Annotated in this window: 23 protein-coding genes; 3 read left to right on the top strand and 20 right to left on the bottom strand. The window is 56.7% G+C overall.

Going from position 1 to position 25,571, the window contains the following annotated elements; translation table 11 throughout:
* The first annotated feature begins 7 nt into the window (after nt 1-7).
* The 3 genes from rsmD to JW885_08620 are packed head-to-tail and all read left to right on the top strand — an operon-like array spanning nt 8 to nt 2,281.
* On the top strand, nt 8-607 hold the full coding sequence (gene rsmD / locus JW885_08630; GenBank protein ID MBN1882222.1) for a 16S rRNA (guanine(966)-N(2))-methyltransferase RsmD: 600 nt from the start codon (nt 8-10) through the stop codon (nt 605-607).
* Nucleotides 573-1,085 (top strand): pantetheine-phosphate adenylyltransferase, encoded by a 513-nt coding sequence (gene coaD / locus JW885_08625; GenBank protein ID MBN1882221.1) that lies wholly within the window; start codon nt 573-575, stop codon nt 1,083-1,085. The genes rsmD and coaD overlap by 35 nt, the downstream gene beginning before the upstream one ends.
* The gene (locus tag JW885_08620; GenBank protein MBN1882220.1) at nt 1,082-2,281 is read left to right on the top strand and encodes a pyridoxal phosphate-dependent aminotransferase; all 1,200 of its coding nucleotides are present in this window, start codon (nt 1,082-1,084) and stop codon (nt 2,279-2,281) included. Before coaD ends, JW885_08620 begins: the two co-directional genes overlap by 4 nt.
* A gap of 94 nt (nt 2,282-2,375) precedes the next feature.
* Here the strand turns inward: JW885_08620 and amrA are convergent, their stop codons facing one another.
* The 20 genes from amrA to JW885_08520 all read right to left on the bottom strand — a co-directional run bounded on the left by amrA (nt 2,376) and on the right by JW885_08520 (nt 25,504).
* Nucleotides 2,376-2,948 (bottom strand): AmmeMemoRadiSam system protein A, encoded by a 573-nt coding sequence (gene amrA, locus JW885_08615; protein MBN1882219.1) that lies wholly within the window; start codon nt 2,946-2,948, stop codon nt 2,376-2,378.
* 27 nt (nt 2,949-2,975) lie between these two features.
* The gene (locus JW885_08610) at nt 2,976-3,203 is read right to left on the bottom strand and encodes a DUF4911 domain-containing protein (protein ID MBN1882218.1); all 228 of its coding nucleotides are present in this window, start codon (nt 3,201-3,203) and stop codon (nt 2,976-2,978) included.
* Nucleotides 3,193-4,407 (bottom strand): undecaprenyl/decaprenyl-phosphate alpha-N-acetylglucosaminyl 1-phosphate transferase, encoded by a 1,215-nt coding sequence (locus JW885_08605; GenBank protein ID MBN1882217.1) that lies wholly within the window; start codon nt 4,405-4,407, stop codon nt 3,193-3,195. Before JW885_08605 ends, JW885_08610 begins: the two co-directional genes overlap by 11 nt.
* On the bottom strand, nt 4,404-5,477 hold the full coding sequence (locus tag JW885_08600) for a DegT/DnrJ/EryC1/StrS family aminotransferase (GenBank protein ID MBN1882216.1): 1,074 nt from the start codon (nt 5,475-5,477) through the stop codon (nt 4,404-4,406). Before JW885_08600 ends, JW885_08605 begins: the two co-directional genes overlap by 4 nt.
* Before the next feature lie 20 nt (nt 5,478-5,497).
* On the bottom strand, nt 5,498-6,118 hold the full coding sequence (locus JW885_08595) for a PIG-L family deacetylase (protein MBN1882215.1): 621 nt from the start codon (nt 6,116-6,118) through the stop codon (nt 5,498-5,500).
* Between the two features lie 12 nt (nt 6,119-6,130).
* Entirely contained in the window at nt 6,131-6,814 is a 684-nt protein-coding gene (locus JW885_08590; protein ID MBN1882214.1) for a WbqC family protein, read from the bottom strand.
* On the bottom strand, nt 6,811-8,007 hold the full coding sequence (locus JW885_08585; protein ID MBN1882213.1) for a glycosyltransferase family 4 protein: 1,197 nt from the start codon (nt 8,005-8,007) through the stop codon (nt 6,811-6,813). The genes JW885_08590 and JW885_08585 overlap by 4 nt, the downstream gene beginning before the upstream one ends.
* Before the next feature lie 11 nt (nt 8,008-8,018).
* A complete protein-coding gene (locus JW885_08580; protein ID MBN1882212.1) occupies nt 8,019-9,179 on the bottom strand; it encodes a radical SAM protein in 1,161 nt (386 codons plus the stop codon).
* Entirely contained in the window at nt 9,176-9,391 is a 216-nt protein-coding gene (locus JW885_08575) for a hypothetical protein (GenBank protein MBN1882211.1), read from the bottom strand. The genes JW885_08580 and JW885_08575 overlap by 4 nt, the downstream gene beginning before the upstream one ends.
* Nucleotides 9,392-9,395: 4 nt before the next feature.
* Nucleotides 9,396-10,583, bottom strand: coding sequence for a DegT/DnrJ/EryC1/StrS family aminotransferase (locus tag JW885_08570; GenBank protein MBN1882210.1), 1,188 nt, complete (start codon nt 10,581-10,583; stop codon nt 9,396-9,398).
* Between the two features lie 189 nt (nt 10,584-10,772).
* Nucleotides 10,773-11,978: a glycosyltransferase family 4 protein gene (locus tag JW885_08565; GenBank protein MBN1882209.1), complete on the bottom strand. Its 1,206-nt coding sequence runs from the start codon at nt 11,976-11,978 to the stop codon at nt 10,773-10,775.
* Nucleotides 11,975-13,177, bottom strand: a complete 1,203-nt coding sequence (locus JW885_08560; GenBank protein MBN1882208.1) for a glycosyltransferase family 4 protein — start codon at nt 13,175-13,177, stop codon at nt 11,975-11,977. The genes JW885_08565 and JW885_08560 overlap by 4 nt, the downstream gene beginning before the upstream one ends.
* Nucleotides 13,170-14,444, bottom strand: a complete 1,275-nt coding sequence (locus tag JW885_08555; protein MBN1882207.1) for a glycosyltransferase family 4 protein — start codon at nt 14,442-14,444, stop codon at nt 13,170-13,172. The genes JW885_08560 and JW885_08555 overlap by 8 nt, the downstream gene beginning before the upstream one ends.
* A 33-nt stretch (nt 14,445-14,477) precedes the next feature.
* Nucleotides 14,478-15,647 carry a glycosyltransferase family 4 protein gene (locus JW885_08550; GenBank protein ID MBN1882206.1) on the bottom strand — a complete coding sequence of 390 codons (1,170 nt, stop codon included), beginning with the start codon at nt 15,645-15,647 and terminating at the stop codon, nt 14,478-14,480.
* Nucleotides 15,648-15,665: 18 nt separating this feature from the next.
* Complete coding sequence (locus JW885_08545; GenBank protein MBN1882205.1) at nt 15,666-17,108, bottom strand: O-antigen ligase family protein; 1,443 nt, start codon at nt 17,106-17,108, stop codon at nt 15,666-15,668.
* A gap of 35 nt (nt 17,109-17,143) precedes the next feature.
* Nucleotides 17,144-19,426, bottom strand: coding sequence for a polysaccharide biosynthesis tyrosine autokinase (locus tag JW885_08540; GenBank protein ID MBN1882204.1), 2,283 nt, complete (start codon nt 19,424-19,426; stop codon nt 17,144-17,146).
* 21 nt (nt 19,427-19,447) lie between these two features.
* On the bottom strand, nt 19,448-20,146 hold the full coding sequence (locus tag JW885_08535; GenBank protein ID MBN1882203.1) for a polysaccharide export protein: 699 nt from the start codon (nt 20,144-20,146) through the stop codon (nt 19,448-19,450).
* A 7-nt stretch (nt 20,147-20,153) separates the two neighbouring features.
* A complete protein-coding gene (locus JW885_08530) occupies nt 20,154-21,245 on the bottom strand; it encodes an HD domain-containing protein (GenBank protein ID MBN1882202.1) in 1,092 nt (363 codons plus the stop codon).
* On the bottom strand, nt 21,239-22,042 hold the full coding sequence (locus tag JW885_08525; protein MBN1882201.1) for an AAA family ATPase: 804 nt from the start codon (nt 22,040-22,042) through the stop codon (nt 21,239-21,241). Before JW885_08525 ends, JW885_08530 begins: the two co-directional genes overlap by 7 nt.
* 588 nt (nt 22,043-22,630) lie before the next feature.
* Nucleotides 22,631-25,504, bottom strand: a complete 2,874-nt coding sequence (locus JW885_08520; GenBank protein MBN1882200.1) for a sigma 54-interacting transcriptional regulator — start codon at nt 25,502-25,504, stop codon at nt 22,631-22,633.
* Between the last annotated feature and the right edge of the window lie 67 nt (nt 25,505-25,571).

Genomic DNA, 25,571 nt, shown 5'->3' with positions numbered 1-25,571 from the left:
AGATTCCATGAAGATTATAGCGGGTACTCTCAAGGGCAGAAAGGTTCTGGTCCCCACCGGGAAGCGGGTCCGGCCCACCGGCGCTAAGGTGAAAGAGGCGCTGTTTTCCATCATCGCCGATGATGTATGTGACGCCTGTGTGCTGGATGTCTTTTCCGGATCCGGGAGCGTCGGCATCGAGGCCCTCAGCCGGGGGGCCGCGTCATGCATATTCGTCGAGCGGGATAGGAGCGTGATCGACGTGCTGTCCCGGAATCTTTCGCAATTCGGCCTTGAAGACAGGGGAAAGATCCTTGCCCTGGAGGCGAAGCGGGCGATGAAGCTGTTGGAAAAGCAGGGTGAACGATTTGATATCATCTTTTTCGATCCACCCTATTCGTATTTTGTCAAGACGAGGCGCATTATCGAGTCTCTCTCCCTTGGGGGGATTCTGGCACCGACCGGACTCCTCATCTGGGAGCACGCCGTCGATACGACGCCCCATGAAGAGATCGGATCGCTTTATAAGGAACGTGAAAAAAAATATGGAGATACAGCACTGTCATTCTATCGCGCGAAAGTGAGGTATAATCATGTCCAGTCTTGCAGTACTCCCCGGATCATTTGACCCGATAACCATGGGGCATATCGATCTTGCTGAGCGGGCGCTGAAGGTGTTCAATCGGGTGATCATCGCCATCGGTATCAATCCCTACAAACAGACGCTCTTTTCGGTGGAGGAGCGCGTTGAAATCATCAAGGATTCTCTGAAGGAATACAACGATCATGTCATCGTCGACGCGTTCGACGGTTTACTGGTGGATTATATGGACAAGGTCAAGTCCAAGGTAATTATCAGGGGACTTCGCGCGGTGAGTGATTTCGAGTTCGAGCTTCAGCTGGCGCTGATGAATCGAAAACTCAATCGGGATATTGAAACTTTTTTTCTTATGACCGGATACCGATATCTCTACGTCAGCTCCAACATCATCAAGGCCACCGCCATGGCCGGCGGCTCCGTGGAGGGATTGGTGACCCCGTTTGTGGAAAAGAAACTCAGGGAAAAATTTCCCGATGCATATAGGGAGCGGGAGAGGAATAGATGAAGAGAAAACTGTCTGACAGGGTATTGGGGCTGGCGCCGTCGCCGACCCTGGCGATTTCCGCCCAGGCGAAGGAGATGAGGGCGAGAGGTGAGGACGTGATAGGATTCGGCGTCGGCGAGCCGGATTTCCAGACGCCCGAACATATCAAGGAGGCGGGCATCCAGGCGATTTTGGACGGCAAAACCGGTTACACCGATGCATCGGGGATTATTGAGCTGAAGAAGGTCGTCTCCGAGACGATACAAAGGGAGACCGGGGCCGATTATCCGCCCGAGAGCGTCATTATAAACTGCGGCGGCAAGCACTCCTTTTTCAACCTGGCGCTCGCCTTTTTCGAACCCGGGGACGAGGTGTTGGTGCCGGCGCCCTACTGGGTGTCGTATCCGCCCATGGTGTCCCTGGCGGGGGCCGCGCCCGTCATCATTCCCGCATCCAAGGAAGAGGGCTTCAAGGTAACGGTGGATACGCTTTCCGGGGCCGTAACGAAACGAACCAAGGCCCTGGTGCTCAATTCACCCTCCAATCCCACCGGCGCCGCCTATACCGGGAAGGAGTTGGAAGGGGTCGCCCGGTTCTGTCTCGAGAACGATATCTACATCATTTCCGACGAGATATACGACAAGCTCGTCTACGACGGGTTCACCCATGTCTCGGTGGCGTCGCTGGGCAAAGACGTGGCGGATATGACGATATATCTCAACGGGGTCTCCAAGACCTACGCCATGACCGGCTGGCGCATCGGCTATGCCGCCGGCCCCGCGGACCTCATCAAGGCCATGGGAAAGGTCCAGAGCCAGAGCACGTCCAATCCCACCAGCATATCCCAGTGGGCGGCGATCGACGCGCTGACCGGCCCCCAGGATGATGTGGAGAAGATGCGACGGGAGTTTGAAAGGCGCCGCTCCATTATGGTCGACAGCCTGAACGAAATTCCGGGTGTGTCCTGCCTGAAGCCCCAGGGGGCGTTTTATGTCTTCCCCGATGTCTCAGGGGTCTTTGGCGCCTCCACGGGGGACGGGGTTATCGAGGGATCGGTGGACTTCGCCTCGTACCTGCTGACAAAGGTGAAGGTCGCCCTGGTGCCCGGATCCGCTTTCGGGGATGATCGCTGCGTGAGACTGTCGTACGCGGCGTCGCTGGAGGAGATAACCGAGGGGGTGCGGAGGATCGGGGAGGCGGTTGCCGCGCTGTCATGATCGATAGCAAAAAAAAGACGAAAAACGGGCGGTCATTCAGAAAAGGTCGCCCGTTTCTTTATTGAATACAGGGTTTCGATGTTCCGTCGCGGAACTACTCCTTCGGCTTCTCTCCGAAGACGATCGCCTCGTAGACGTATATCTGGGTATCCTCATCCCGCCAGGCGTCTCGCTTCAAACCCGCCTTGATGCAGGTCTCCCCGAGAAACGTTTCTCGGTCCCATCCCCGTTCCGCCGCCACCTGGGGAAGCAGCGTTCCCCGCCTGATATCCCTGATGATATACAGTCCGTGAGTCCCCACCTCGATTTCGGACACGTCGGAAATGCGTCGCAGGGGGCTGAGCACCGATATCTCTATATCGATGTCGTCGGTCTCGTCCGGGGTGACCGAGGGAAACCGGGGGTCGTTTTGTGACGCGGCGACGGCCATGTCCGCCACCGTGCCGGAAATCGCTCCCTCGGCCTCGAAACGCCCGATACATCCCCTGAGCCTTCCCTTCTTGTGCAGGGAAACGAAGGCCCCGGCACGGACCTTGAGCGTCTCGCTTGTGGGCTCGTCATGTTCGACGGCGCCCGTTCCGGTCGATCCAATGGCCTCCTCCATCGAGGACCGGGCGATGGAAAGCAGCGTTTTTTTGTCCGAATCGGTCAGGTGAAAAGGTTTCATGGTCTTCTCCCCGGAGGGTATATTTTTTTATTCGGGAGGGGTTATCTCGGAGATATCGTATTGCGAGGAAATTTCAGCAAGGATGCCGTCGACGACCTCCTCGAAGCCGGGGGCGATCATGATCTCTATGGTCGATGCGGTATCGGGCAGTGTCCGCATCACGGCTATGCCCTCGTAGGCTTCCAGGAGAAACTTCAGCGGCCCGATACCGGAGCGCTCCAGGGTGAAATAGCGGTTTATAGTATCACGGACCATCTGTGTGCTCGGGCTCGTCATGTTCACCGTCGCCGGCATCTCCTTTTTCGTGGTGGTCTCCCGGCTCGTGAACGGTATTGTACCTGATTTTCGCCCCAATTTCCAATACTGTAATCAACAAAAAAATAAAGAGAGCCTGAATGACCATTATGAGGGCGATATGGAAATATGCGCCTCTCAGGGCGAGGGTTCCCAGGCCGAGAATGATATTGAGCAGCAGGATGAAAAAGACCGCGAGGGTCTTGTTTCCGATGATGTCGTTCATTCGGTGGTGGATGTGATCGTGACCGACAAATGCGACCATCTCCCGGAAGGATTTCACCTTTCCGCTGATGATGCGTGCGATCGTCGTATAGGTCATGTCATAGATGAGGACCCCGAAGATTATCAGGGGGGTTGAGAACGACACAAGTGGATCGTTGTCGGCCCATTCGCCCAGAACGGCGAGGGATGCCAGCACGAAACCGAGAAACGAGCTGCCGCCGTCTCCCAGAAAGCTTCGGGCCTTTTTGCCCGGAATAAAATTGTAGGGGACGAAGCCAACGGTCGCCCCTAAGAGGGCGATCGAGAGGAGCCCCAGCTCCACCTGGCCGGTTTGCCCCGCGATGACGGCCAGAAACACGCCGATGATAATGGAGATCCCGGAGGCGAGACCGTTCATGCCGTCGATAAAATTCATGGCGTTGGTGATGCCCACGATCCAGAGAAATGTTATGAAGTAATTCAAAATATTGCCGATAATCGTCGGGTGGAAGAGCTGGAGCACCACCCCTCCCAGGGCGACCACCACGAATGCCGCCGTCTGGGAAAGCAGCCGGATCCACTCCTTCACGCCGAACACGTCTTCGAGAACACCCACGACGATGATAATAAACGAGGCGATGATGATCGAGACCAGAGCCGGCGTGAGGATCCCGTTGAGCAGAAGGGCCGTATAGAAGGAGACGGCCACCGCCGCGCCTCCGAGCCGGGGCGTTGGATCCTCGTGGTCCCGCCGTCCCCCGGGGTAGTCCAGAACTCCCCATCGGTGGCCGATCCACATGACCGGCGGCATGAGTATAAACGAGCAGGAAAAGGAGAAGAGAACGAGCCACAGCCACCTTTTTTCATCATCGAGAAACGAGCCGAACAGGGGGGGCAGTGCCAGAAAAAGCATCATAGCGAGCACGGGGTACCAGAACGGGCCGATGAAACGCTGCTTCATGATTCCTCCACAATGCACTGATTCAAGGCTCCGGTGATTCTCGCAATGGAATCATCCGAAAGTGACGGGTATATGGGTATGGAAATATACCGTTCAAACGCGTAGAATGCGCCGGGGAGCGGTGTGCTTTTGGTGTAGTGAAAGAGAGGCGCGTATACGGGGCGTTCGGCGTGTATGCCGAGATCGTTGAAACGATTGATGACGACGCTCGGTGTGACCCCTCCCGTCCGGATGACGAACCTGTAGTGGATGTCCTCCCGTTCCGGTCTCTCGGGGGGCGGCTCAATGCCAGATGTCTCGCACGCCTCCCGGTAGATTTCCGCGATCTCTTGACGTCGGTCGAGAAAGCGATCGAGCCGGGAAAGCTGGGAGAGACCCAGGGCGGCCTGGATATCGCTCATCCGGTAGTTGTACCTGAGCACCACGTCGTCACGTTGATCATAGCGGATCAGGTCCCGGGCGGTTTCCGTGATCTCCGGCTTCGGGGACGTCAGCATGCCGCCCTGGCCGGACGTGATCACCTTCGTGGCGTAGAATGAGAAGACGGCCGCGTCACCGAAAGATCCGGCGGGGTTTCCTCGATACTCGGCGCCGACGGCCTGGGCGCAGTCCTCCACGACGAAAAGATTGTGCTCTTTCGCCAAGGCCATGATGTCGTCCATGGGGGCGGTGCGGCCGAACAGGTGTACCGCGATGACGGCTTTTGTTCGCTTCGTGATGACGGAGCGGATATGGTCCGCCGTCATCAGACAGGATGCGGGGTCCACGTCGCACAGGATAGGTCTTGCGCCGGTGTATCTCACCGCCAAGAGCGGCGAGACGCAGACGTAGGCGGGCAGGATCACCTCATCATCGGGGGAGATTCCCGCGGCGCACAGGGCGAGGTGAAGCGCCGCGGTTCCCGAAGAGACGGGCACGGCGTCCGGGGTCCCCAGTCTTTTGGCGAGCACCGCCGAGAATTCTTTTGCATACGGGCCGTCCACCAGCATTTCCGACCCGACGGCACCGGCCACAGCATCGATGTCCGATGTGTCTATCGTGGGCCGTGAATGGGGTATCACATCCTGCATGATTTTCATCCCCGATGGAATTAGAGGTTGATGATGAGCCGCTGGGGCATAAACGCCTCGGCGTGTTTCAGCCGCGACTGTATACCGCGGTAATTCGCCAGCGAGCGGGCGATCTCAAGGATGGACAGCCCCTCGATATTGGTCTTCATGATCTGGGTCCGATGTGCCATCAGCGCCTGCAGCTTCGTATCCAGAAACTTTTCGATGTCCACAAATACCGTCGGTGTGAAATTCTGGGTAGTGGGACCCTCGTAGTAGAGGAGATTACTGATGTGCCGCGCGGCGGAATTGACCGCCTTGGAAAGCTCTCGGTGGTCCTGATGAGTGTCTTCAAAATAGTTTACGAACATCATCCGGGGCGAGACCCTTGTGATGACCTCCTCCACAGATTGAATCAGCTCGTTCTGGGAGGGGAGAACGGTATCCTTGAATCCGCCCCAGAAAATTTCCTTCGCCCATAAGAGCCGCTGGGCGTCTTTCTGTTCGTTGTGCCGCTCTTTTGGGTCTCCGCCCTTTTCACCCTGTGTCATGACCATCAGATAGATACCGCATCCCTTCCGGGCGTATTTGGCCAGCGTGGCCCCGCAGCCGAATTCGATGTCATCGGGGTGCGCCCCGACCGCCAGAATGTCTATGTCCATCTCTCGATTCCCTCACAGAGAGCCGTCAAGATATCCCATCGCCTCCCCGCCCGTGTTGAACAAGAGATCAACGGCGGAGAGATGAGACGTAAATCCGTCAAAGATTTGGGGATATACGGGATGCTCGAATTGTTGGAAGAGCACGTCTATCCCCGCCTTTTCCCAGGTCGCCAGGTTCATGTAATCCCTCCCCCCGACACCGGCGAGATACATGTCGCCGCCCAGCCTCTGTGTGATCTCGATGAGGCGACGGTCCCGATCGTCGCTGACGCCGTCCATCTCCGACGCCAGGTAGAGCTGCGTGTCGATGCCGAGGGAGGACGCAATGAGCTTCGTCACCTCGATGTTCAAGGGAGAGAGCAGCTCCCATGGTCTATCGAGAAGGTCTTGGAGGGCGTCCCGGTAGGCGCCGTAATGGGGCGCCCTGCCGTAACAGGAGCCGAGCGCCGCGATATGTTTTTTCTGCCAGTTGACCGTTGTGTTGATACGCACGTCCCTGATGTCCTGGCCGAGCCTCTGAAGCACCGGCACCGTCAGCCACTGGGGGCCCTGCGGTCCCTTTATCCGGTTCCGGTTCTGGTATTCGTTTTTCTTGAACTGTACCGTGTCCAAGAAGACGAAAGCGTCCGCCTGGTGCATCTTGTGAAAGTATCCGAGCCAGGGCAGGTACTGGGGCTGATGAATCGCGACGATCATGAAGCCCCCTCCATCAGCTCCCGATACACGGCGGCGGTGTTTTGTATCATTGTGTATATATCATAGCGGGCACGGGCCCGTCGTTCCCCCTCTGCTCCCATACGCTCTCGGGCGGCGGGGTCGAGCAAAAGGCCGGAGCACGCCGCCGCCAGGGCGTCGGCGTCGTTGGGGGGAACCAGGACGCCCGTGACCCCGTCCTCCACCACCTCCGGGATGCCGCCCACGCGGCTCGCCGCCACCGGAAGCCCGCATGCCATCGCCTCCACGACGGCAAGGCCCATCCCCTCGTTCAGAGACGGCATCGCGAAGAGATCCCCCGCAGAGAGCAGTGCGCCCGCGTCGTATCTGTGGCCCGTGAAATGGACGCGATCCGAAATCCCCAATCGCTCCGCCTCCAGGGCGAGACGCTCCTTCATCGTCCCGTCGCCCACGATCAAAAAGCGCACGACGGCGTCCGCCGGGGACCCGGAGACGCTCTCTATGATCCGAGGCGCCGCGGTGAGGAGCGTGAGATGCCCCTTGACCGGCTCCAGGCGCCCGACGCTCACAATCACCAGGTCCCTCTCGGACCATCCCAGGGCCGCCCGGACGCCTTCACGGTCCCGTTGCGCGATGAGCTTTTCGATATCGATGCCGTTGGGGACGACCCGAAACCGGGCTTCCTCCCCGATGCCCCGCTCCAGGAATTCCCGGACCTCGGCATGAGAGAGAGTGATAATACGCTCACACCAGCCGGCGGCCAATTTTTCCGCCAGGATGAACATCCGGGTCTGCCAGGCCGGGAAGTAACCCGTAAATACCGTGCCGTGGGGCGCGTATATCGTACGCGCGTGCCCCGCGGCCTTTGCCGCGAGCCTCCCCAGAAACCCTCCCTTCGATGTATGGGTGTGGATGATGTCATACGCACCCCGGCGCATCAGCGACCACAGAGACAAGAGTGCGGCGGTGTCTTGAATGGGGGCCGGACGGCGTACCATAGACGAAACCGTATGGTACGGGACGCCGCGCTTTTTCAGCTCACCCGTGATGTCCCACGCCTGTGGTGCCTTTCCCGTGGCGACTTCCTGGATGAAGGTCTCGGGGTCCAGTCCGTCAAGGAGGGCGAGCAGCACCCGGGGGGCTCCCCCCTCCTCCATGCGGGTGATGATATGAAGAACCTTCAGCTGTGTCTGTCTCCCCTCGGGTGTCGTCATGACGGTGTCCATCAGAATCGAAAGAGTTCTGTACAGCGATCACAGGCCGGAAACCGCCCGTGACGTTTGATCGCCTGTCGATACCGTTGGTATCGGTCGTTGTTCCATATGGTATAAAAGGAATCGGTATCCAGCGATCCCATCGATGCGTTCATGGAGAGACAGGGCCTGACGCTTTTATCCGGAAAGATATACGCGGTCATCCAGGGGCTCTTGCATCGTCCCGAGTAGCTCCGGGGATCGAAGGGGAATGCGGTGTAGTAGCGGATGATCTCCTCCCGGGTCAGGTTCGGATAGACCGACGCGCCGAGGGCGGTTACCTCCTGTATCTTCTCGGTGAGAAGTGCGGGATCGATGTCGGGCAGACCGTCGTTGATGAATCCGGCCCAGTCGGTGCTTTCCGTGTCGAAGTGGTCGGTCATCATCCGGTTGTGCCGGTCGTACATCTCCTTGCTGATGAAGATGAGGTGATGAAACGTGACCTCCCGGGCGCCGAGGGCCCGGGCCGTCTCGTAGGTCTCTTTCAGGTGTTGATAGTTGAAATCGAAGATGGTGCTGTTGACATTGACGACGGGATGTTTTTTGCCGGCCCTTTTCTTTTCTTCGGCAAGGAGCAGAAAGCCCTTGCGCGCCTCTTCGAATACGCCGACCCTCCCCCGCACCCGGTCATGGATGGGAGGGGGCCCGTCCAGGGAGAAGATGATCTCGTCGAGATCCGCCGAAACGATCTCCTTCGCGTGTCGGGAGAGCAGCGTCCCGTTGGTGATGATGTTGACCCTCAGCCCCGCCCGCTTGATCAGGGAGACGGCGCCGATGATGTCGGGATACAGAAGCGGCTCGCCCCCGAAGAGGGTCACGACGGGGCGGAGCGTCTTTCCGTGTGAAAGGTCCGTGGCGACCGCCTCGATGTCGGAAAGCGTGAGCCTCCGGGAGAGCATCTCCTGGGTGTAATAGACGGACGATCCTCCCTCCCCCCACTGGCCGCACATAGCGCACCTGAGGTTGCACGCATAGGTGAGGAGCAGGGAGACCGTCTCCGGGGGGGCGCTCCATCCCCTCCCCAGGCGGTAGGAGAGAGATCCCCGGGCCCGCATCAGGGCGGACCGGACGGCGTAGGCGGGGAATTCCCGCGCCTTTTTGATGTTGCGTCTCAGGTTTCGCATGGGAATCATCGGGTTTCGTCCTCCTGGTTCAACAGATATTCCTCCCGCTCCCTGTCGTGGGGGTAGTAGTAATCCTTGTTCCAGCGGGAAGCGGTGCGGAGGTAATCGGCGATGTAGGAAGCGGCGAGGCCGGCGAGGATGATGACGAGCGCGATCAGGAGGTATAGTCTCTTGTTTGTTTTTTTATGTGTGCGCCGTATCCGTTTTTTTCTTCGTTCCATTCGGTCACCCCGCTATGCTTCGGATGGTCTGTATCATGGTCTCGAGGTCTTCCTCCCTGACCCCCGGGTGGGTCGGCAGCACCATCAGGCCGCGGGCGACACGGCTTGCGAAAGGAAAGGGGTCGCTCTTTTCGGGATAGCCCAGGTCGTATATCCGATGAATCGGCTTGAGGTACATCCGGGCCGTGTCGACGCCCCGGTCGAACAGCGTTCTCCGAATCCGAACCAACAGCCCCGGTTCATCCACCACGATGGGGAGATGATTGTACGAGGGAAGGGCGGTCTTTTGGATCCGGGGGAGCGTCACCCCCGGAAGTCCGGAGAGCTCCCGGTGGAGGGTATCCCCGTTTTTTCTCCGGGCCGCCACCTGGTCCTCCAGAGACGCGAGCTGCTCCATCCCCAGTCGGGCGATCAGGGGCGATCCCCCGGTCGGCTCGAAATGGTCATGCAGGGTGGTGGACTTGAACGGGGCGATCAGGCGGTACAGCGGGCCGTATATCTCCGGCCTGACGGCCCCCGACATCAGCGCCAGGGTGCCCCAGATCCTCGCGTTTTGGGCGAGGGTCTGACGCCGGACAGCGGCGACCTCGGCGGCCACGACGTCGGCGATTGCGGAGTCGGACACCGTCGCCACCCCTCCCCGAAAGGTCGAGATGATCTTCCCCTTGCACAGGGAAAAGAGTCCGGCTTCACTGAGCCCGCCCACGGGCCGCCCGCCGATAGACGCCCCCGGCGCCTGCGCCGCGTCCTCGATGACGAAAAAGCCGAGCTCTTTTGCCAGCTTCTTAATGGGCTGTAGATCCATCGGGAAGCCGAACATGTGCACCGGCATGACCGCCAGGGTATCGGAACCGGCGACGTCCCCAAGACGATCCGGGTCCAAGTTGAAGGTGGCGGGGTCCACATCACACAAGTTTGTGGTGAGCCCCGCCCGCTGTATTGCCAGGGTCAGGGTGGGCACGGTATATGCCGGCAGGATGACCGTGGATCTCTCCGGAATCAATCGGGAGAGCGCCTTCAGGATCACGAAGAGCGCCGTGGTGCCGGAGCCGACCAAAAAGGCCCTTGTGCTGCCCGTGGCCGCGGCGAACGCGTCCTCGAAGCGCGCCATGTCATCGGGACCGGATCCCCTCAGCGCCGTGATAAGCCCCCGTGGGGATTGGTAAAAGGAGTTTGTCGGTATCCGCTTCATCGTGATACTCCGCTCGGGGCGCATAAGTCGCCGCCCCTACGTATTCGTGCGGTCTCGTTAGTCATGTGAATCGCCGTCTGTTCTTCGATGTGTTGTAATATATGTAATGTAATATATTCTATCCTATCATATCACACCCCGGCGCCCGAGAAAAAAGGGGGCGCGAACAGTGTAACGTCCTTCGTGTTGTTATGAACCATTCCGTTTTCGGCCGTTCGTCGTATCGATGATGTCGATCAGGCGGCCGGCGGTTTTTTCCCAGCTGAAATGCCGGAGGATGAATTCCCGGGCGTTCCTTCGTATCGTTTCGGCCGATTCCGTATCCACAAGTAACGTTTTAATCGCCTCCGCAAGGGAATCCAGCGACACGTCTGCAATACGGTAGTAATGTGTTCCATCTACCAGTGCCTTGCCGTGTATATCACTGCAGTTGCTCACCACGACGCCCCCGGACGAGAGATACTCCAGCATTTTCAGGCTTGCCCCGGATGAGTACCCCGCGATCAAGTATACGAGAATGGAGGATGCGTTGATGAAGGCGGGGATGTCTCCGTGGGGTCTCATGCCGCAAAAGACCACCCGGTCCTGTATGGACAGCGAGGCGGCGATCGTTTCGCACAGTTTTCTCTCTTCGCCGTCTCCCACCATGAGGAATACCGCGTTTGGATGGCTTTGTATGACCAGGGATGCGGCGTGGATGATCAGGGGGGTGTGGGAATGGGGGTAAAATGAGCCCACGAAGGTGATGTATTGCGTGTGTGGATTCAGTCCCAGCCCTTCGATCGCCGTCGTTCGGTCTTTCGGGGAAAAAAGCTCCGTATTGACGCCGTTTGTGACGACGTGAATGGATTTGTCTTTCAGCCGATAGGTCTTTTGAAACATATCCACGAGCTCAGCGTTCACGAAGACGAGATGTTTGACGACACGGAGGTTGAAATGTTGCAGTGCCCGCAGTATGATAATTTTCACCCGGGACGTCCCCCCCATGGCGTGTTCCAGCAGCATTGAGCCGTTGATTTCCATGATGAGCGGTATGCCGAGGAGGGCGCACGCCAGGGCGACGCCGGACATGAGGGCCATTTCCCGGGAATAGACCGCCCGTGGTCTTCTTTTGATCCCGTGACCCAACACGTACAAAGGGAGGAGGAAGAGATACAGATACTCCCGGATGAAGCGGATGTCTATGGTCGGGACACAGACGATCCGGCACCGGGGGGGGCGGGTGAAGGGGTATGTCTTCGGGATGAAGAGCGTCACGTCCTCTCCCTTTTTTATCCACTCATCGACCACCTCCCGGATGTGCACCGTCCATGCCGCCTCGGCCCGCAGGTCTTCATAGCAGGTGTAAAAGATACCGCCTGTGTGATTCTTTTTTGTGAGCGCTGCGGTATTCATCGGCCGTCCCTTTCGGCGTGTGTCAGGAAGAGGCCTTCGAGCCTCCGGGCGATATCCCGGATATCGAATCGGTCGCGCACCCGTTCGCGGCCGGCCCGGGCGAGTCGAACGGAAAGGTCCTCGTCCGTCAGCACCCGGAATATCGCCTCAACCAGCGGCTTGATCGCATCCTCCGGCGTCAACAGTCCGCTGACGTCGTCTTCGATCAGCTCCGGTATCCCGGAAATATCGCTGGAGACGACCGGAATCCCCGACGCCATCGCCTCCATCAGCGCCACCGGGATGCCGTCGTGATGGCCGTCAGCCGCTGTGACACAGGGGATGACGAACAGGTCCGCCTCACGGTAGAGCCGGGGCATCGATTCGTTGGCGACACCGCCGAGAAATTCGGCGTCTATATCCAGCTTCGCCGCCAGTTGTTTCAGCCTTTCTTTTTCGGGGCCGTCTCCGGCGATCACCAGCCGACATCCCATGTTTCTGAGGCGCACATCACTCATCGCCTCCAGGAGACGGGGGATGCCCTTGGGGGCCACCAGCCCCCCGGCGGTCAGGATGGTCCTTTTTCCGTGTGGTTTGTTTTGTTCCCCTTCGTTTGGATGGAACCGCTCGGTGTCCACGCCGCACGGGATGACGATGAATCGATCCTCCGACACGCCGGTCTTTTGCATCAGGTGTGCTTTATTGAACGCCGAGATGCACCGGACGAAGGCCGCCGCCCGGCACTTTTCCCTCATCAGGTCCCAGTCTATCGGTTCCTTGAAGATATCGTAAGCGTGGGCGGTGAATCCGAAGGGGATCGTGGTGTTATGTGATGCGGTCAGGGCAGACAGGGCCGGGCCCGACGCGAAGTGCGCGTGTAACAGACCGGGGCGGAATGGTGTGGTTCGTTCGATGCGGCGGGCAAGGGACAAGGTGGAGGCGGCGATGCGCCACCCGACGCGCCGCCTGAGAGCCGCCAGCCGTCGTGGCGTCTCCATCGGTTTTCGGATTGCGAGGGAGGCGAGATTTGTTATATCACGGGCGGTGGATGCACGGGCCGGAAATTCGAGTCCCCGAAACTCTTGGTAGCGGGCCGGATTCGTCGGGTATATTTCAATTCTGCATCCCGAGTCTCTCAGGGCGTCGATCTCGTAGGACAGCCAGCCCGGACTGATCGATTCCAGGATATACGCCACGGTGATGTTCTCGGTTTCATGCATGGCCGGATTCCGTCATATCGTTCAGTATGCGGGCCAGTTTTCCCGTCAGGTGAATCCTATTGTATTTTTCGATCTTGTTCATATCGGGGTGAACGTTCCGACCGTCCGCAAGCGAGTCTATCACATCGGGGAGCATGTCCGCGACGGCATCCGGGTCGTCCTCGGTCATGACGGCGCCGGTGCCTGTCTCCCTGACGATGCAGGCGGCCTCGCCCTCGGGAATCGCCGCCAGGATGGGAGTGCCGGACGCCAGGTACTCGAAGAGCTTGCCGTGGACCACCAGTGACGCGTTCTCCCGGTGGGGAACGGCCAAGAGTGCGATGTCCGCCCTGCGCACCGCCTCTACAGCGTCGGCGTGATCGAGGTAGCCGTCGATGCGTGCGGCCGCCCCCAGGATGGAATCGATCCGTCGGGCAATGGCGTCGTCCATCACTCCGATGAATCGAAGGACGAAGCGCCCCGATCGGATCGGATCCCGCGAGAGCATGCGCCCAAGACCTGAGAGGAATCGCTCGGGCAGCCCCTCCCCGTAGAGCGATCCCGAGTGAATCATGACGATGGAGGCGCCGTCGCCCGATGCGCCGGACCTCTGGATGGGTGCGGGAAAGTCGTCGGGATCGAATCCGTTGTGTACGGCGGTTATTCTGGCGGGGTCAAGACGGTGTCTCTCGATGAAGGTCTCACGAAAGCCCTCGGTGGCGCATACGACGTGATCGGCGGCCCAAAGGATGCGCCCCTCGGCCTTCAGGCGCCTCTTTTTTATCCATGCGGGATCGGCGTTGTTGCGGTAATCCCCCGACCAGAGGTCGCGGAAATCGGCGATCCAGGGGATATTGTTTCGCCGGGCGATTCTCTCTGCCGCAAGGTGCGCGGACGGCGAAGGCGACGTGGAGAAGACCGCGTCTATGGGGTGCTTTCTGATGAATCGACCTCCCCGTCGGGCGGCTTTTTTGGCCCAGGAGATTTTTTCGTCCGGGAAGAACAGGATGCGCGTGACCGTCCGTGCGCGTTTCGATCCGATGATCCTTGGAAGCAGCGAAGCGACGGGAATATGTCCGCGCGCGGGAATTCTCTCGATCTCGGTGCCCCCCGGAACGTCGGAGCTGAGGGAGGTGTCGACCGCCCAGTAGTATGGGTCCGCCGCCGTCAGGACGATCGGCTCCCACCCGAAGCGGGGGAGGTATTTGACGAATTTCGCTGTACGCTGCACACCGCCGCCGCCCATGGGCGGGAAGTTGTACGCGATTATGAGAACCCGCTTTGTCATGACGAAAAGACGCACCCGTCCGGATTGATGTTATTAATTTCGATGCCGATTTCCGGCGTCGGAAAACAGCGATTCGATGCGAACGACGTTTTTGTGTATGTTGTACCCGTCGATGATGAGTCGCCTCCCTTCACGTCCCATGGAGAGGCGCAGTTGATCGTCCCGCAGGAGGAGTTCCAGCTTGTCCGCCATCGCGTCCGGTTCCTGCTTCGGGACCAGGAATCCGCTCACCCCGTCGTCGACGATTTCCGAAAGCCCCATGATATTCGTCGCCACCACCGGCAGCTCCATCGCCATCGCCTCCATCATCGCCACCGGAACGCCCTCGGAAATGCTGGGCAGGGCGAAGATGTCGGATCGGGCGAGATAAGCGAGCACCTCGTCGCGGCTTACGGCACCGGTCAGCTCCGTGTTTTGAGATATGCCCCCCTCGTCGATGATGCTCTGGACGGCGTCTTTCCCCTCGCTTCCCCCTCCGATGATGATCGCGCGAAACGGGACACCCCGGTTCTTGAGGATCACCAGAGACCGGGCCAGGGTGTCAAGGGACTTGACCGGCCGAAACCAGGAGACGGCCACGATGCGAAGGGGGATGCCGCCCCGAAGATTTTCGTTCGGGACGAGCCGGTCGGGGTCCACCCCGCACCTGACCACTTCGACCCGGCGAGAGATGGGCCCGTAACGTTGTTCCAGGTAGGTCCTGTTGTATTCGGATATGGTGATAAACGGACGGGCCTCGTCGATGATGTCCCGAAGGTGTGCGATCGGTTTCAGAAACAGGTCCGATCCGTGGATCGTGTGCGACGCCGGTATGCTGAGCTCCCGGGAGAGGATCAGGGCGTACAGCGAGTTGACCGAGACGAATTCGCAGTGAATTCTGTCGATCTCCTTTTTTTGGATGATCCCGGCCAGGTAAAACGCCCGTATCGACCCCTTGATGCCGATATATCTGCGTCCTTTTTTTATCAGCCGAAGAAGAAAGCGAGGGGTCGTCACCAGGCCGAGGAGGAAGGTCCGAATAATGCGGATATGCGCCGCAACGACGAGGCCCCGGACGAGGACGGGATCACACTCCTCCAAGGGTCGGGAGAGGGGGAAGATGGAGAAGACCGTAATGTCATGACCGCGTCCCGTCAGTGACAGCATCTGGTCCGTCACCGCGGGATGGATGGGAAATGTATTTACGAGGTATGCGATCTTCATCGTGTGTGTCGATCCGCCTTACGATCCGGGACCGCTCCCCGGGGTTTCCGTCACTTCCGGCGCCGGGGAGGTCGATGGGACGGAAACGTCTCGGAGGGCGTGTTCATTCCGCTCCAGGACGAACAGCGCCCCCAGGAAGAACCAGTACGGCTCCATGATGCGGACAATGATAAAGGATGCGGCGCCCACGGAGTGTCCCAAAAGAGCCGCGGTTCCCGCAATGAGTCCCATGGCAAGCCCCCGAATCAACGGGTCTTCGCTCTTGGAGTAGGTGCGGTAGAGATATCGAAAGATGACGTACATCAAAAATCCAAACGCGGCGACGCCCACAAGACCCATTTCGGCAAGCAGCCTGAAATAGGTGCTGTCGATGATGCCCACGCCGGTGATTCCCCATCCCATCAGCGGGCGCTGCTTCCACTTGTTCAAGGAATATTTGAAGGAGTCGATTCGCATCGACGTGGACGGATCGAGCCCCGTTTCCCCGATGGTCACGGTATTTTCGAAGCCGGTCTCTGGAGTGAACGTCTGGGTGATGCGGTCCTTTACCGCGTCCGGCAGTATGAACGGGGCCGCAACGACGGACAACAACAGGAGAATCGTCAACAGGGCCCGTTTGTCGGTCAGGATGTAGAACACAACGAACATGGGCACCGCCGCAACCCAGGAGGATCGCGACATGGTGAAGAGAAACGGGATGAGGAGAAACGCGATGATCCCCACCAGAAGCCTTCGAAGTGCGGGGTTTTTCAGGTGATGCCACAGGCCGCCGCACACCGAGATGATCAGGATCAGATACCCCCCCAGGGTGTTGGGTTCTCCGGCTTCCCCCTCGAAGGGAGCGCTCACCCTGATGCCGAAGGGGATCTGTACCGAGGCGTACAGACCTGTGAACACCGCAACGAGCATCGCCGCGATGAGAAACCGCACAACCTGGTCCTTTTCTGTGATGTTGTTTGTGAATATGAAATAGACCAGGAAGAACTCGATGTATTTGAAGACGTAGAGGAGTCCCGACAGCAGGTGCAAATTTCCCCTAATCGCTCCCAGCAGGGTGGAGATAAAGGCGGCGAAGATGTAGAGCCGGATCCCCTGGTTGAGCGGGGTTGTGGCGAACAGGCCGATGCCCTTATATATCGCCGTTTTCACCAGCCAAGACATGAAGACGATGAAAATGAGGATGTCTTCCACGCGAATGACGAGGGACCGTCCTTCGGCGAGGGACCCTCCCAGGGAAAACTCCGGCGAAAAAAGCATTGCGAACAGGATGAGATAGAGGGCCATCTCCGTGTTGAAAAAACAGATGCCCGCCGCCATGACGCCCACGAGCAGGACTATCGTCTTGATGCCCATGCCGCCGGATATCGCCGCGGCCAGAAGGACGATGAGGATGACCATCGCTCCCAAAATGAGAAGCGATACGGTCCGTGCGGTCGTTGCTTCCGGAAAGGTTGCTCTCATGGATTGTTTCTCGGATGCACTGATTCCTGAAGGTGCTATTTATCGTGTCGCCTGGAAAAGAGACGGGACGCCTTCTCTTTTATGGAGCCGATGAGATGGGAGAGGTTTTCCTTTGTGATGATTTCTCTCCGACGGTCCCAGAGATCCTTGATTTTTTCCCACTCCGACTGCGGCTGGGGCATCTCCTGCTCAGAGTAATAGTACTGGTAATGATATTCGTAGTAGTCCGGCCCGTATTCCGGTCTCACGCCGTTCAAAACGACGCCCATGATGTTCGCCTTGACGTTTTCCAGATGGGACTTGGAACGCTTCAAGACGCCCCGGGCGATTTTACCCACCTCATACAGCAGTATGACACTGTCGGCCTTCTGGCTTAAAAGCACCGCATCGGTGACAGGCATCACCGGCGTACTGTCGATGATGATGAAATCATATTCGGTTTTCACTTCTTCGAGGAAGTGGGCCATCTGCTGTGAGTTGATGAGCTCTGCGGGATTGGCGGGAAAGACGCCGGAGGTGATGAAATGAAGCTGAGCGAGCTCCGGGGACTTGATGAGAAGATTCATGTCGAAACTGCCGCCCAGGATAATATCATTGAAGTCTCTTTTCACGTCACGCCACGGCTGCGTACCGAGGATCACATCAGACAATCCCGGAGACTTGTCTACGCCGAAAATCTTGCCCACGACGCCCCGGCGGAGGTCCGCCTCCACCAGCAGTGTCTTGTAACCGCCCAGGGCCAGTGTGATCGCGGTGTTGATGCAGTTGATGCTTTTCCCCTCCTGCAGAGACGAACTGGTTATCATAATGGTCTTGACGTTCTTTTCCTGATTGGCGAACAGGATGTTGGTTCTCAGCGATCTGTAGGCCTCCACCGCCGGGAGCTTCGGAGGAAGGTTCAGCACAATCGGGTATTTCTCCTTCTCGTCATCCCCTCCCTTGGCATCCGACGGCGATGCGGACTCTTTGTCCATGGAAATATACGGAATGACACCCAGCACCGGAAGCTCCAGGTAGCTTTCCACGTCTTCAATGGTGCCGATGGAGGTATCCAAGTTTTCCATGACCACCGCGAAAAACGCCCCCAGCATGATACCGAGAATCAGGCCGACAAACAAAGACGACCCGGTGTTGGGGGGATTGATGGGCTTGTCCGGCGGGAGGGCGGGAGCGACGATCGATACCTCCTCGATTTTTCCCGATTCCTGGATGAGAATCTCCTGGTATCGGGAATTGAGCTCCGCATAGAGATCACTCTGGAGTTCCACCTCCCGCTGGAGTCGCTCGAGGGTCAGGTTTTCATCGGGATAATCGGAGGCGCGGTCTCGATAATAGTCGATATCCGTTTTCAGGGCTTCCATCCTGCTGTTGTTTACGGAAATACGGGAATTGATATCGTCGATCATGAGTCTCCGTATTTCATCGATTTCCCGGGTGAGTTCAACGATGACCGGATGACGGGACGTATATGTGGCCAGGTACTTGTCCCTTTCAACGATCAGATCCTGCATCTCCCTGTTCAGGACGTAGAGGTTACTGTGGATATCCAATTCGTGTACCGAGAAATCGGTATTGCCGCCGGCCTCGGTCAGATTGTCCTTGAAAAACTTCAGAGTCTCGTTCTCTCGTTTGAGGGTGTCGTATTCAAACTCGAGGTCCGACAGGACGTCCAGATCGGTTATGGCCTGGCTGTTCAGCGAGATGATTTCACGCTCTTTCTGATATTCTTTCAGGTTGTCTTCCGCCTGCTCAAGCCGCTCCGACACCAGCTCAAGTTGATTTTCTATAAACAGTTTCGTGTCGATGGTGCGTTTGTTTGTCTCTTCGATGTTGTAGTCCCGATAGCTCTGCGCCAGAGCATTGGCCAGGGCCGCCGCCTCTTCGGGATCGGTCGCTTTGACCGTGATGTTGATGATGTTCGTATTCTCCTCCGGCTCGGCGGTTATCCGGGCCTCAAACATGGAGATGACGCTCATCAATTCTTTTGAAACGAGAATCTCGTCCGAGGTTATCTCGGGATCGATCAACCCCGCCTTTTTTGCCGCCTTTTCCAGCACGGAGAAGCTGGTGATGATTTTCGTCTGGGAGGTGATATTGTCATAGGGAGACCAGTAAAAAACGGAGTCGAGCATACCCGCGAGGGTTTGGCTTTTATCATACTTAACCTTGGATGTGGCCTCATAGAACGACGTCGGCGATTTAATCTGGGCGAACAGGGCGCTGATCAGCGTCAGCGACACCGCGGAGAAGATGATAATTCCCTTTCTCTTTTTGAAAATCCTGACGAGGTCCTTGATCTGTATTTCGTACTGCGCCATATTGTGGAGATCCTCTGGTTGTTACGGAATGATGGTGAGGCCGATGGCCTCTGCGGGATAGAACGCCGATTTGAGTATCGTTACAATCTGATCGGCGACATACGCGATATCTGAAATATGTGTTGCGGGGACATATACGACATCACCGCTTTTGAGAATGACATTTTCATTCAGGGAGCCCTTTTTCAGAAAACCCGACATGTTGGACATGATAATATTGGGGGTGACGTAGTAATCACGTATGACCAGCACCTGCTTGAGTTTTGCATCCCGTGTAACTCCTCCGGCGGAGGCCAGTATCGACGCCAGGGTGACGCCGTTCTCAAAATCATAGGCCCCCGGTTTGTTTACCTGCCCCATAACATACACCATTTCCCGAATGCTGATCATCACGATGGGATCAACGTAATATTCGGAGAGGATCCCGGTCAAGAGATCGTCCATCTCTCTTTCCGTCAGGCCCAGAACCGGGATGTCTTCCAAAAACAGCACATCTATGGCGCCGTTCCGATCAACGATGAGCTCAAGTTCGGTGGGCTCGTCCGGCTCCCAGATGGTAATGGTGATCTCGTCTCCCGGTTTGATAGTCGGCTGATAGTTGTGTGTGTCCTTTGGCGTCGAAGCAAGGGTGTATGCGGGAATGGTGGGCGCCGTTGCGCATCCTGTGCCCAGAAGGAACAGGATGATCAAAACACAGTATGCCAGGTGGTTCTGTTTCATGGGACGTTTATCCTTGTTCGATGTCCAGGGTTCGCTCGTCGATCCCTTCGACGATATACAGGAGCGGCGACTTCATCAGGTCCAGGGTTCGCGGTATCCCGAGGGGATCGCCGTTGCTATCGAAGAGGATTTCCACCACGTGGCGAAAATGAGATCCGCCCATGCTCCCGATGACCCGGCCCGTCTCATGATTGTTCAGCTTCACGTAGCATCCCACCGGGAAGAGGGTTATTTCCTCCAGGAAGGCCTTGAGCACCCGGGTATCGTATTTTTTCGCTCTGGTGTCGATGATCTCCTTGATGGCTATCAGCGGGATCTTTCGGTCATGATACGCGCGGGTGTGGGTAAGGGCGTCGTAGGTGTCGGCGACCATGATGATTTTTGCATAGAGACCGATCTGCTTGCCGGTCAGTCCCTGGGGGTACCCGGTGCCGTCGATGAATTCGTGTTCCTGGTAGATTGTCTCCGCAAGGTAGGTATAGTGACTATCAGCGGAGTTGACCAGGTCGTAGGCCAGCTTCGGATGGGAGCGCAACAGGTCTCGCTCGCTCTTTGATAGCGGCGTGGTCTTTTGCACGATTTCATCGGGGATCAGCATGAGTCCGATATCGTGAAACAGGCCGCAGAGGGCGCAGTTGGTTTTTTGGGGTTCGGGGATGCCCATCCGTGTGGCGATTTTTGTGGTGAAAAGCGTGGTCCATATGGCGCTTTGAGCGAGGTCCGTGTAGTCGTAATCGGCATATGCGCGGAGCATGTAGTAATTTTCGAAGGTATCCATGGACGAGATGAATTCCGCTGTCAGCGATTCCATCAACGAAAAATCGGGGGCATCTCCGTTTCGAACCTGATTGTACATGTCGGTGAGCGAGGTGTGCAGTCGGGACAGGATATCTTCCGCCTGCTCGTTCTCCGAGTCGCTGTGAAACGGCCTGTTCCGAGATTCCCCGTTTTTCGTGCTGCTCATGTCGGTTTCGTTCATCATTGTACTGAATTCCATGCCTTTCGATGTATCGGAGGGTTTTTGTGCCGTGTCTTTCGATTTTTTCTTTTTCGAGAGAAGTTCATCTTCGTCTCGAATGATATCGGATATTTTTACCACTGTCTTTTCTCGTTAAGGATATTATTGACTATATGTTCGCTTACATATTCGCTTTTCATGCTCCAACCCATGAGGAGGGCCATGTCACAGAGGTTGTTGATCTTCCGGGGTATCCCCTCGGAATATTCATAGATGAGCTCGAGGGCTCCCGAGGTGAAGACGGTTCGGGAAAGTCCCGCCTTTCTCAGTCGAAACTCGATGTACTTGACCGTTTCTTCGTACTCGAGGCTCGACAGGTGATATTTCAGGGCAATGCGCTGTTCGAACTGGGGTATGCTTTTCAGCGTGTCGTTCAGTTCCGGCTGGCCCAGCAGTATGAGGGTCAGGAGAAACCGGTTGTTCAACTGGAAGTTCAACAGCAGTCGCAGTTCCTCGAAGGACTGCCGATCGGTGATGAGCTGGGCCTCGTCGATGATGATGACGGAGTCTTTTTCCTCTTCCATGTTTTGGAGCAACACCCTGTTGAAGTGATGCAACAGATCCACCTTCCGGTTTTTAATGTTTTCCCCGGTCAATTGATAGATGATTTCGCCCAGGAGCAGTGTTGGAGATATCTTTGGATTTTCGATCAAGGCGACCTCGTAATTATCCTTGGGAAGCCGTGAAATGAGGCTGCGGGACAGAGTCGTCTTTCCGCACCCGACTTCGCCCGTCAGCATCACACATCCCTTGCGTCGTGAGATGCCGTATAACAGACGATACAACGCCTCCTTGTGCTGGGCTGATTTGTAGAGAAACTGCGGGTCCGGCACGTTTTCGAACGGAGATTCCAAGAGACCCCAATAGCTCTCGTACATTATGTTTCTCCCGGATGAAATAAGCTGGCCGATGTTTTTATAGAATAGATATAAATTATCTTAATTTTAAATAAATTATGCTATATTTACAAGAAAAATACCACAATAATAGTCGAATATACACACGCATACTGTATCAATCCGTTTTTTATAGGTCATCAGTATTCATAGTATAGTAATTATGCACATTTCATGCCAAGAAAGAAAAATGGAAGGAGTGAATAATCAGAGGTAATCACATGCTCACTCGGGTCTTCGGGGGACGGTGATGGGGAAACAGGAAGACATTATATTAATTTCCCATATATTTCAATATGTTACGCTAATCGAAACAACAGAATGATGTAATATGAGCTTCCGTGGGTAGGTAAGAAGGGAAGTCGTGTGGAGGACGTTATTTCTATTGTGATGATTATGCTTCGAGGTTATGATGTGTTTAAATATTGTTGCAGCAACGCATCAGATTTGTTGCTTTTCGAAAGAAAATGCAACACTTTTGCAACAATACATCGGTCGATGGTGTTCATTGCCCACAGAAAAAAGTCGATAATGGATCGACGAAAGCGAAGAGAAACACTCTTCTTTTCGTTATTGACCGTCTTCAAGCATCTGATAGCGCTTCATCTTTCGCCACAGGGTTGATCGGTTCATGTTCAATGCCTTGGCGGCTCGTGTCTTGTTGCCGCCGAATTGAATCAGTGTCTGCTCGATATGCCTTCTCTCCGCATCTTCCTGCTCCTCCCGCAGGGACCGGCCGTCGCCGATGGTTCCGATCACCCTGCTTTTCAGCTCCCGGGGCAGGTAATCGATCGTGATGGACGGGCCGCGGCACAGCACGTAGGCGTGTTCTATGATATTTTCCAACTCCCGGACGTTGCCCGGGAAATCATAGTTCATCAGGAAGTTCATGAAATCTTCCGACACGTTCAGATGGTCCGCGCCGAGCTTTCGGGAAATCTTATCGATGAAGTGTTCCACGAGGAGGGGAATGTCCTCGCGGCGGTCCTTGAGCGGTGGAATAACGATATTGACGACGTTGAGTCGATAGAAGAGGTCTTCCCGAAAATGCCCGTTTTCCACCTCATGAACGAGGTCCTTGTTTGTGGACGCAATAATACGCACATCCGCCCGCATCGGAGTGACGGATCCCAGCGGTTCGTATTCCCGCTCCTGGAGCACCCGAAGCAGTTTCCCCTGAAGCGTCAGGGGAAGCTCCGCAATCTCATCCAGGAGGATCGTTCCTCCCTGGGCTCGGGTGAAGCGGCCCGGTTTGTCCCGTATCGCGTCGGTAAAGGCGCCCTTGACGTGTCCGAACATCTCTGATTCCAGCAGGTTTTCCGGCAGTGCCGCGCAATTGACCGCCACAAACGGCCCCTCCCTGCGGCGGGAGAGATTGTGGATTGCCCGGGCGAAGAGTTCCTTGCCGGTGCCGCTTTTGCCCTCGATGAGCACCGTGGTGTCGGTTTCTGCCAGGTGGGGCATGATATCGAAAATCTCCCTGATTTCCCGGTTTTTGCTGACGATGTCTTCGAACGTGTATCGGCCGGAGATTTCCTTTTTCAGTTCGCTGATGGTTTGAATGTCTCTGAGGGTTACCACCGCCCACAGCGCCCCTGTTTCCTCGTCGCGCAGCGGGGATATCCCGAGGGAAATCGGAAGTTTCTTTCCGTCTCGCAGCGTGATGATCAACTCCTGGTTTCCCACCTCTCTTCCCGATTTCAGGGCGTTTGTGAGAATGCGGTAGAACCTCTCGTCCAGGGCGGGCAGTATGTGGTCGATCGAGGCGCCGATGATGTCGTGCCGCGGTTTGCCGAAGAGCTTTTGAGCGGCGGCGTTGCAGAACGTGACAATGTGTTCCGTATCTATAACAAATACCCCGTCCGCCACGCTGTCCAGAGTAATATCCACAAAGCGCTTTCTCTTTGTGTAGTCCTTGATGATTCCCTGATAGCCGACCACATCACCGTTTGGATCGGTCATGACGGTGGCCGTTATCAGGGCGTCCAGTGTGGTGCCGTCCCTCCTTTTCAGCGTGACCTCGAAACCGTTGACGAATCCGTCCTGCTCCATCTTCCGCTGAAATCGGAGGCTGTCTTTGGGATGTTCAAAGAAATCGTTCACGACGGTTTCAATCGCCTCGTGTTCTTCGAGGCCGAAGAGCTCCAGACCCGCCGGATTGATGTCGACCACGCGGCCGTTTGCCGCCGAGATAAGGATGACATCCCGGGAGTTCTCGAAAACCTCCCGCCATTTTCGTTCCGATTCCGCTATGCGTCGCACCGCCTCGATGCGATCGGTGATATCAATGTCAAGCGAGAAGCGGACGTCCCTGCCGTCGGGCCACTGTATGATGCGGTCGGATATCATGAAATCCCGGTTCAGCACCGGATTGTGTAACTCCCATTGATACGTCTCATATCGGTGTTTCAGGATGACGTCGTTGGTGCAGAATTCACACGGATCGGTGTGTCCCATCAGTCGTTCATAACAGATATCCCCGATCAGGGAGGCTCCGAATTGGGCCTCCGCGGCGGGATTGACATAGAGAATTTCGTATGTGTTCGGGTCGGACACATAGATGATTTCATTGATGCTGGAAAAAATGGAGAGGAGCTGCTCCCGCTCCCGGGCCAGGTCCACCGTCCGCTCCGCCACCCGCTCCTCCAACTCCTCCTTTGCCCGGTTGAGCGCATTCAGTGTCTGAACCCTTTCCGTGATATCCACCAGTATACCGGTGAAGCCCGCAGTTTCGTTTTTCGGGGTGCTCATGGGCCGTCCCGATGCACGCATGTATTTTATCGGACCGTTTCGCGTGTGAACCTGAAACCTCAGGGTATCGGGAAATCCGATGGGTGCCTCGTCGAGAGCGGCCTGTACGGTATGTCGTTCTTCGGGCTCCACGAGGTCCACGAACGGCTTCCCAACGAGTTCCTCCGGGGCGATGCCGAGGAGTGTTTCGACGATCGGGCTGACATAGGAAAAGCGATTTTCCCTGTCCAGGTTGAAAACAATATCATTGATGTTCTCCACCAGCATTCGGTATTTCTGTTCGCTGGCTTTGACTCGCTCATGAGCCTGTTTTCGTTCTATGGCGTATCGTATGGAGCGGATCAACAGGTCCCGATCGGTTTTCCCTTTGTATAGATAGTCCTGGGCTCCGTGTTTTACCGCCTCGACCGCCGTTTCTTCATCGTCCATGGAGGTTAAAACGACCACCGGGAGCTCCGGTGAAGCCTCCATGACCGCCAGGAGGGTTTCAACGCCCTCGCTGTCAGGGAGGTTCAAATCCAACAGCACGGCACTGATCGGCTCGTGAGAAATCAGGTTCAGTCCCTCCTGGAGGCTTTCGGCGACGTGGAGGTTCAAGTGACGGCCGGGAGCTTCCTGGAGGATCCGACAGATGATATCGACCTGCAGTCTATTGTCCTCGATGAGCAGGATGGAATATGTTGTGTCGTCCATGATTCCTCGGTGCTCTCTGAAAGTGAACTATGATGTCTTATAATACCATAATTTCGGCGAAAAGGGG

It is taken from the genome of Candidatus Zymogenaceae bacterium (assembly GCA_016931225.1).
Classification (GTDB): Bacteria; Desulfobacterota; Zymogenia; order Zymogenales; family Zymogenaceae; genus JAFGFE01.
This window is presented reverse-complemented; position numbering and strand designations above follow the sequence as displayed.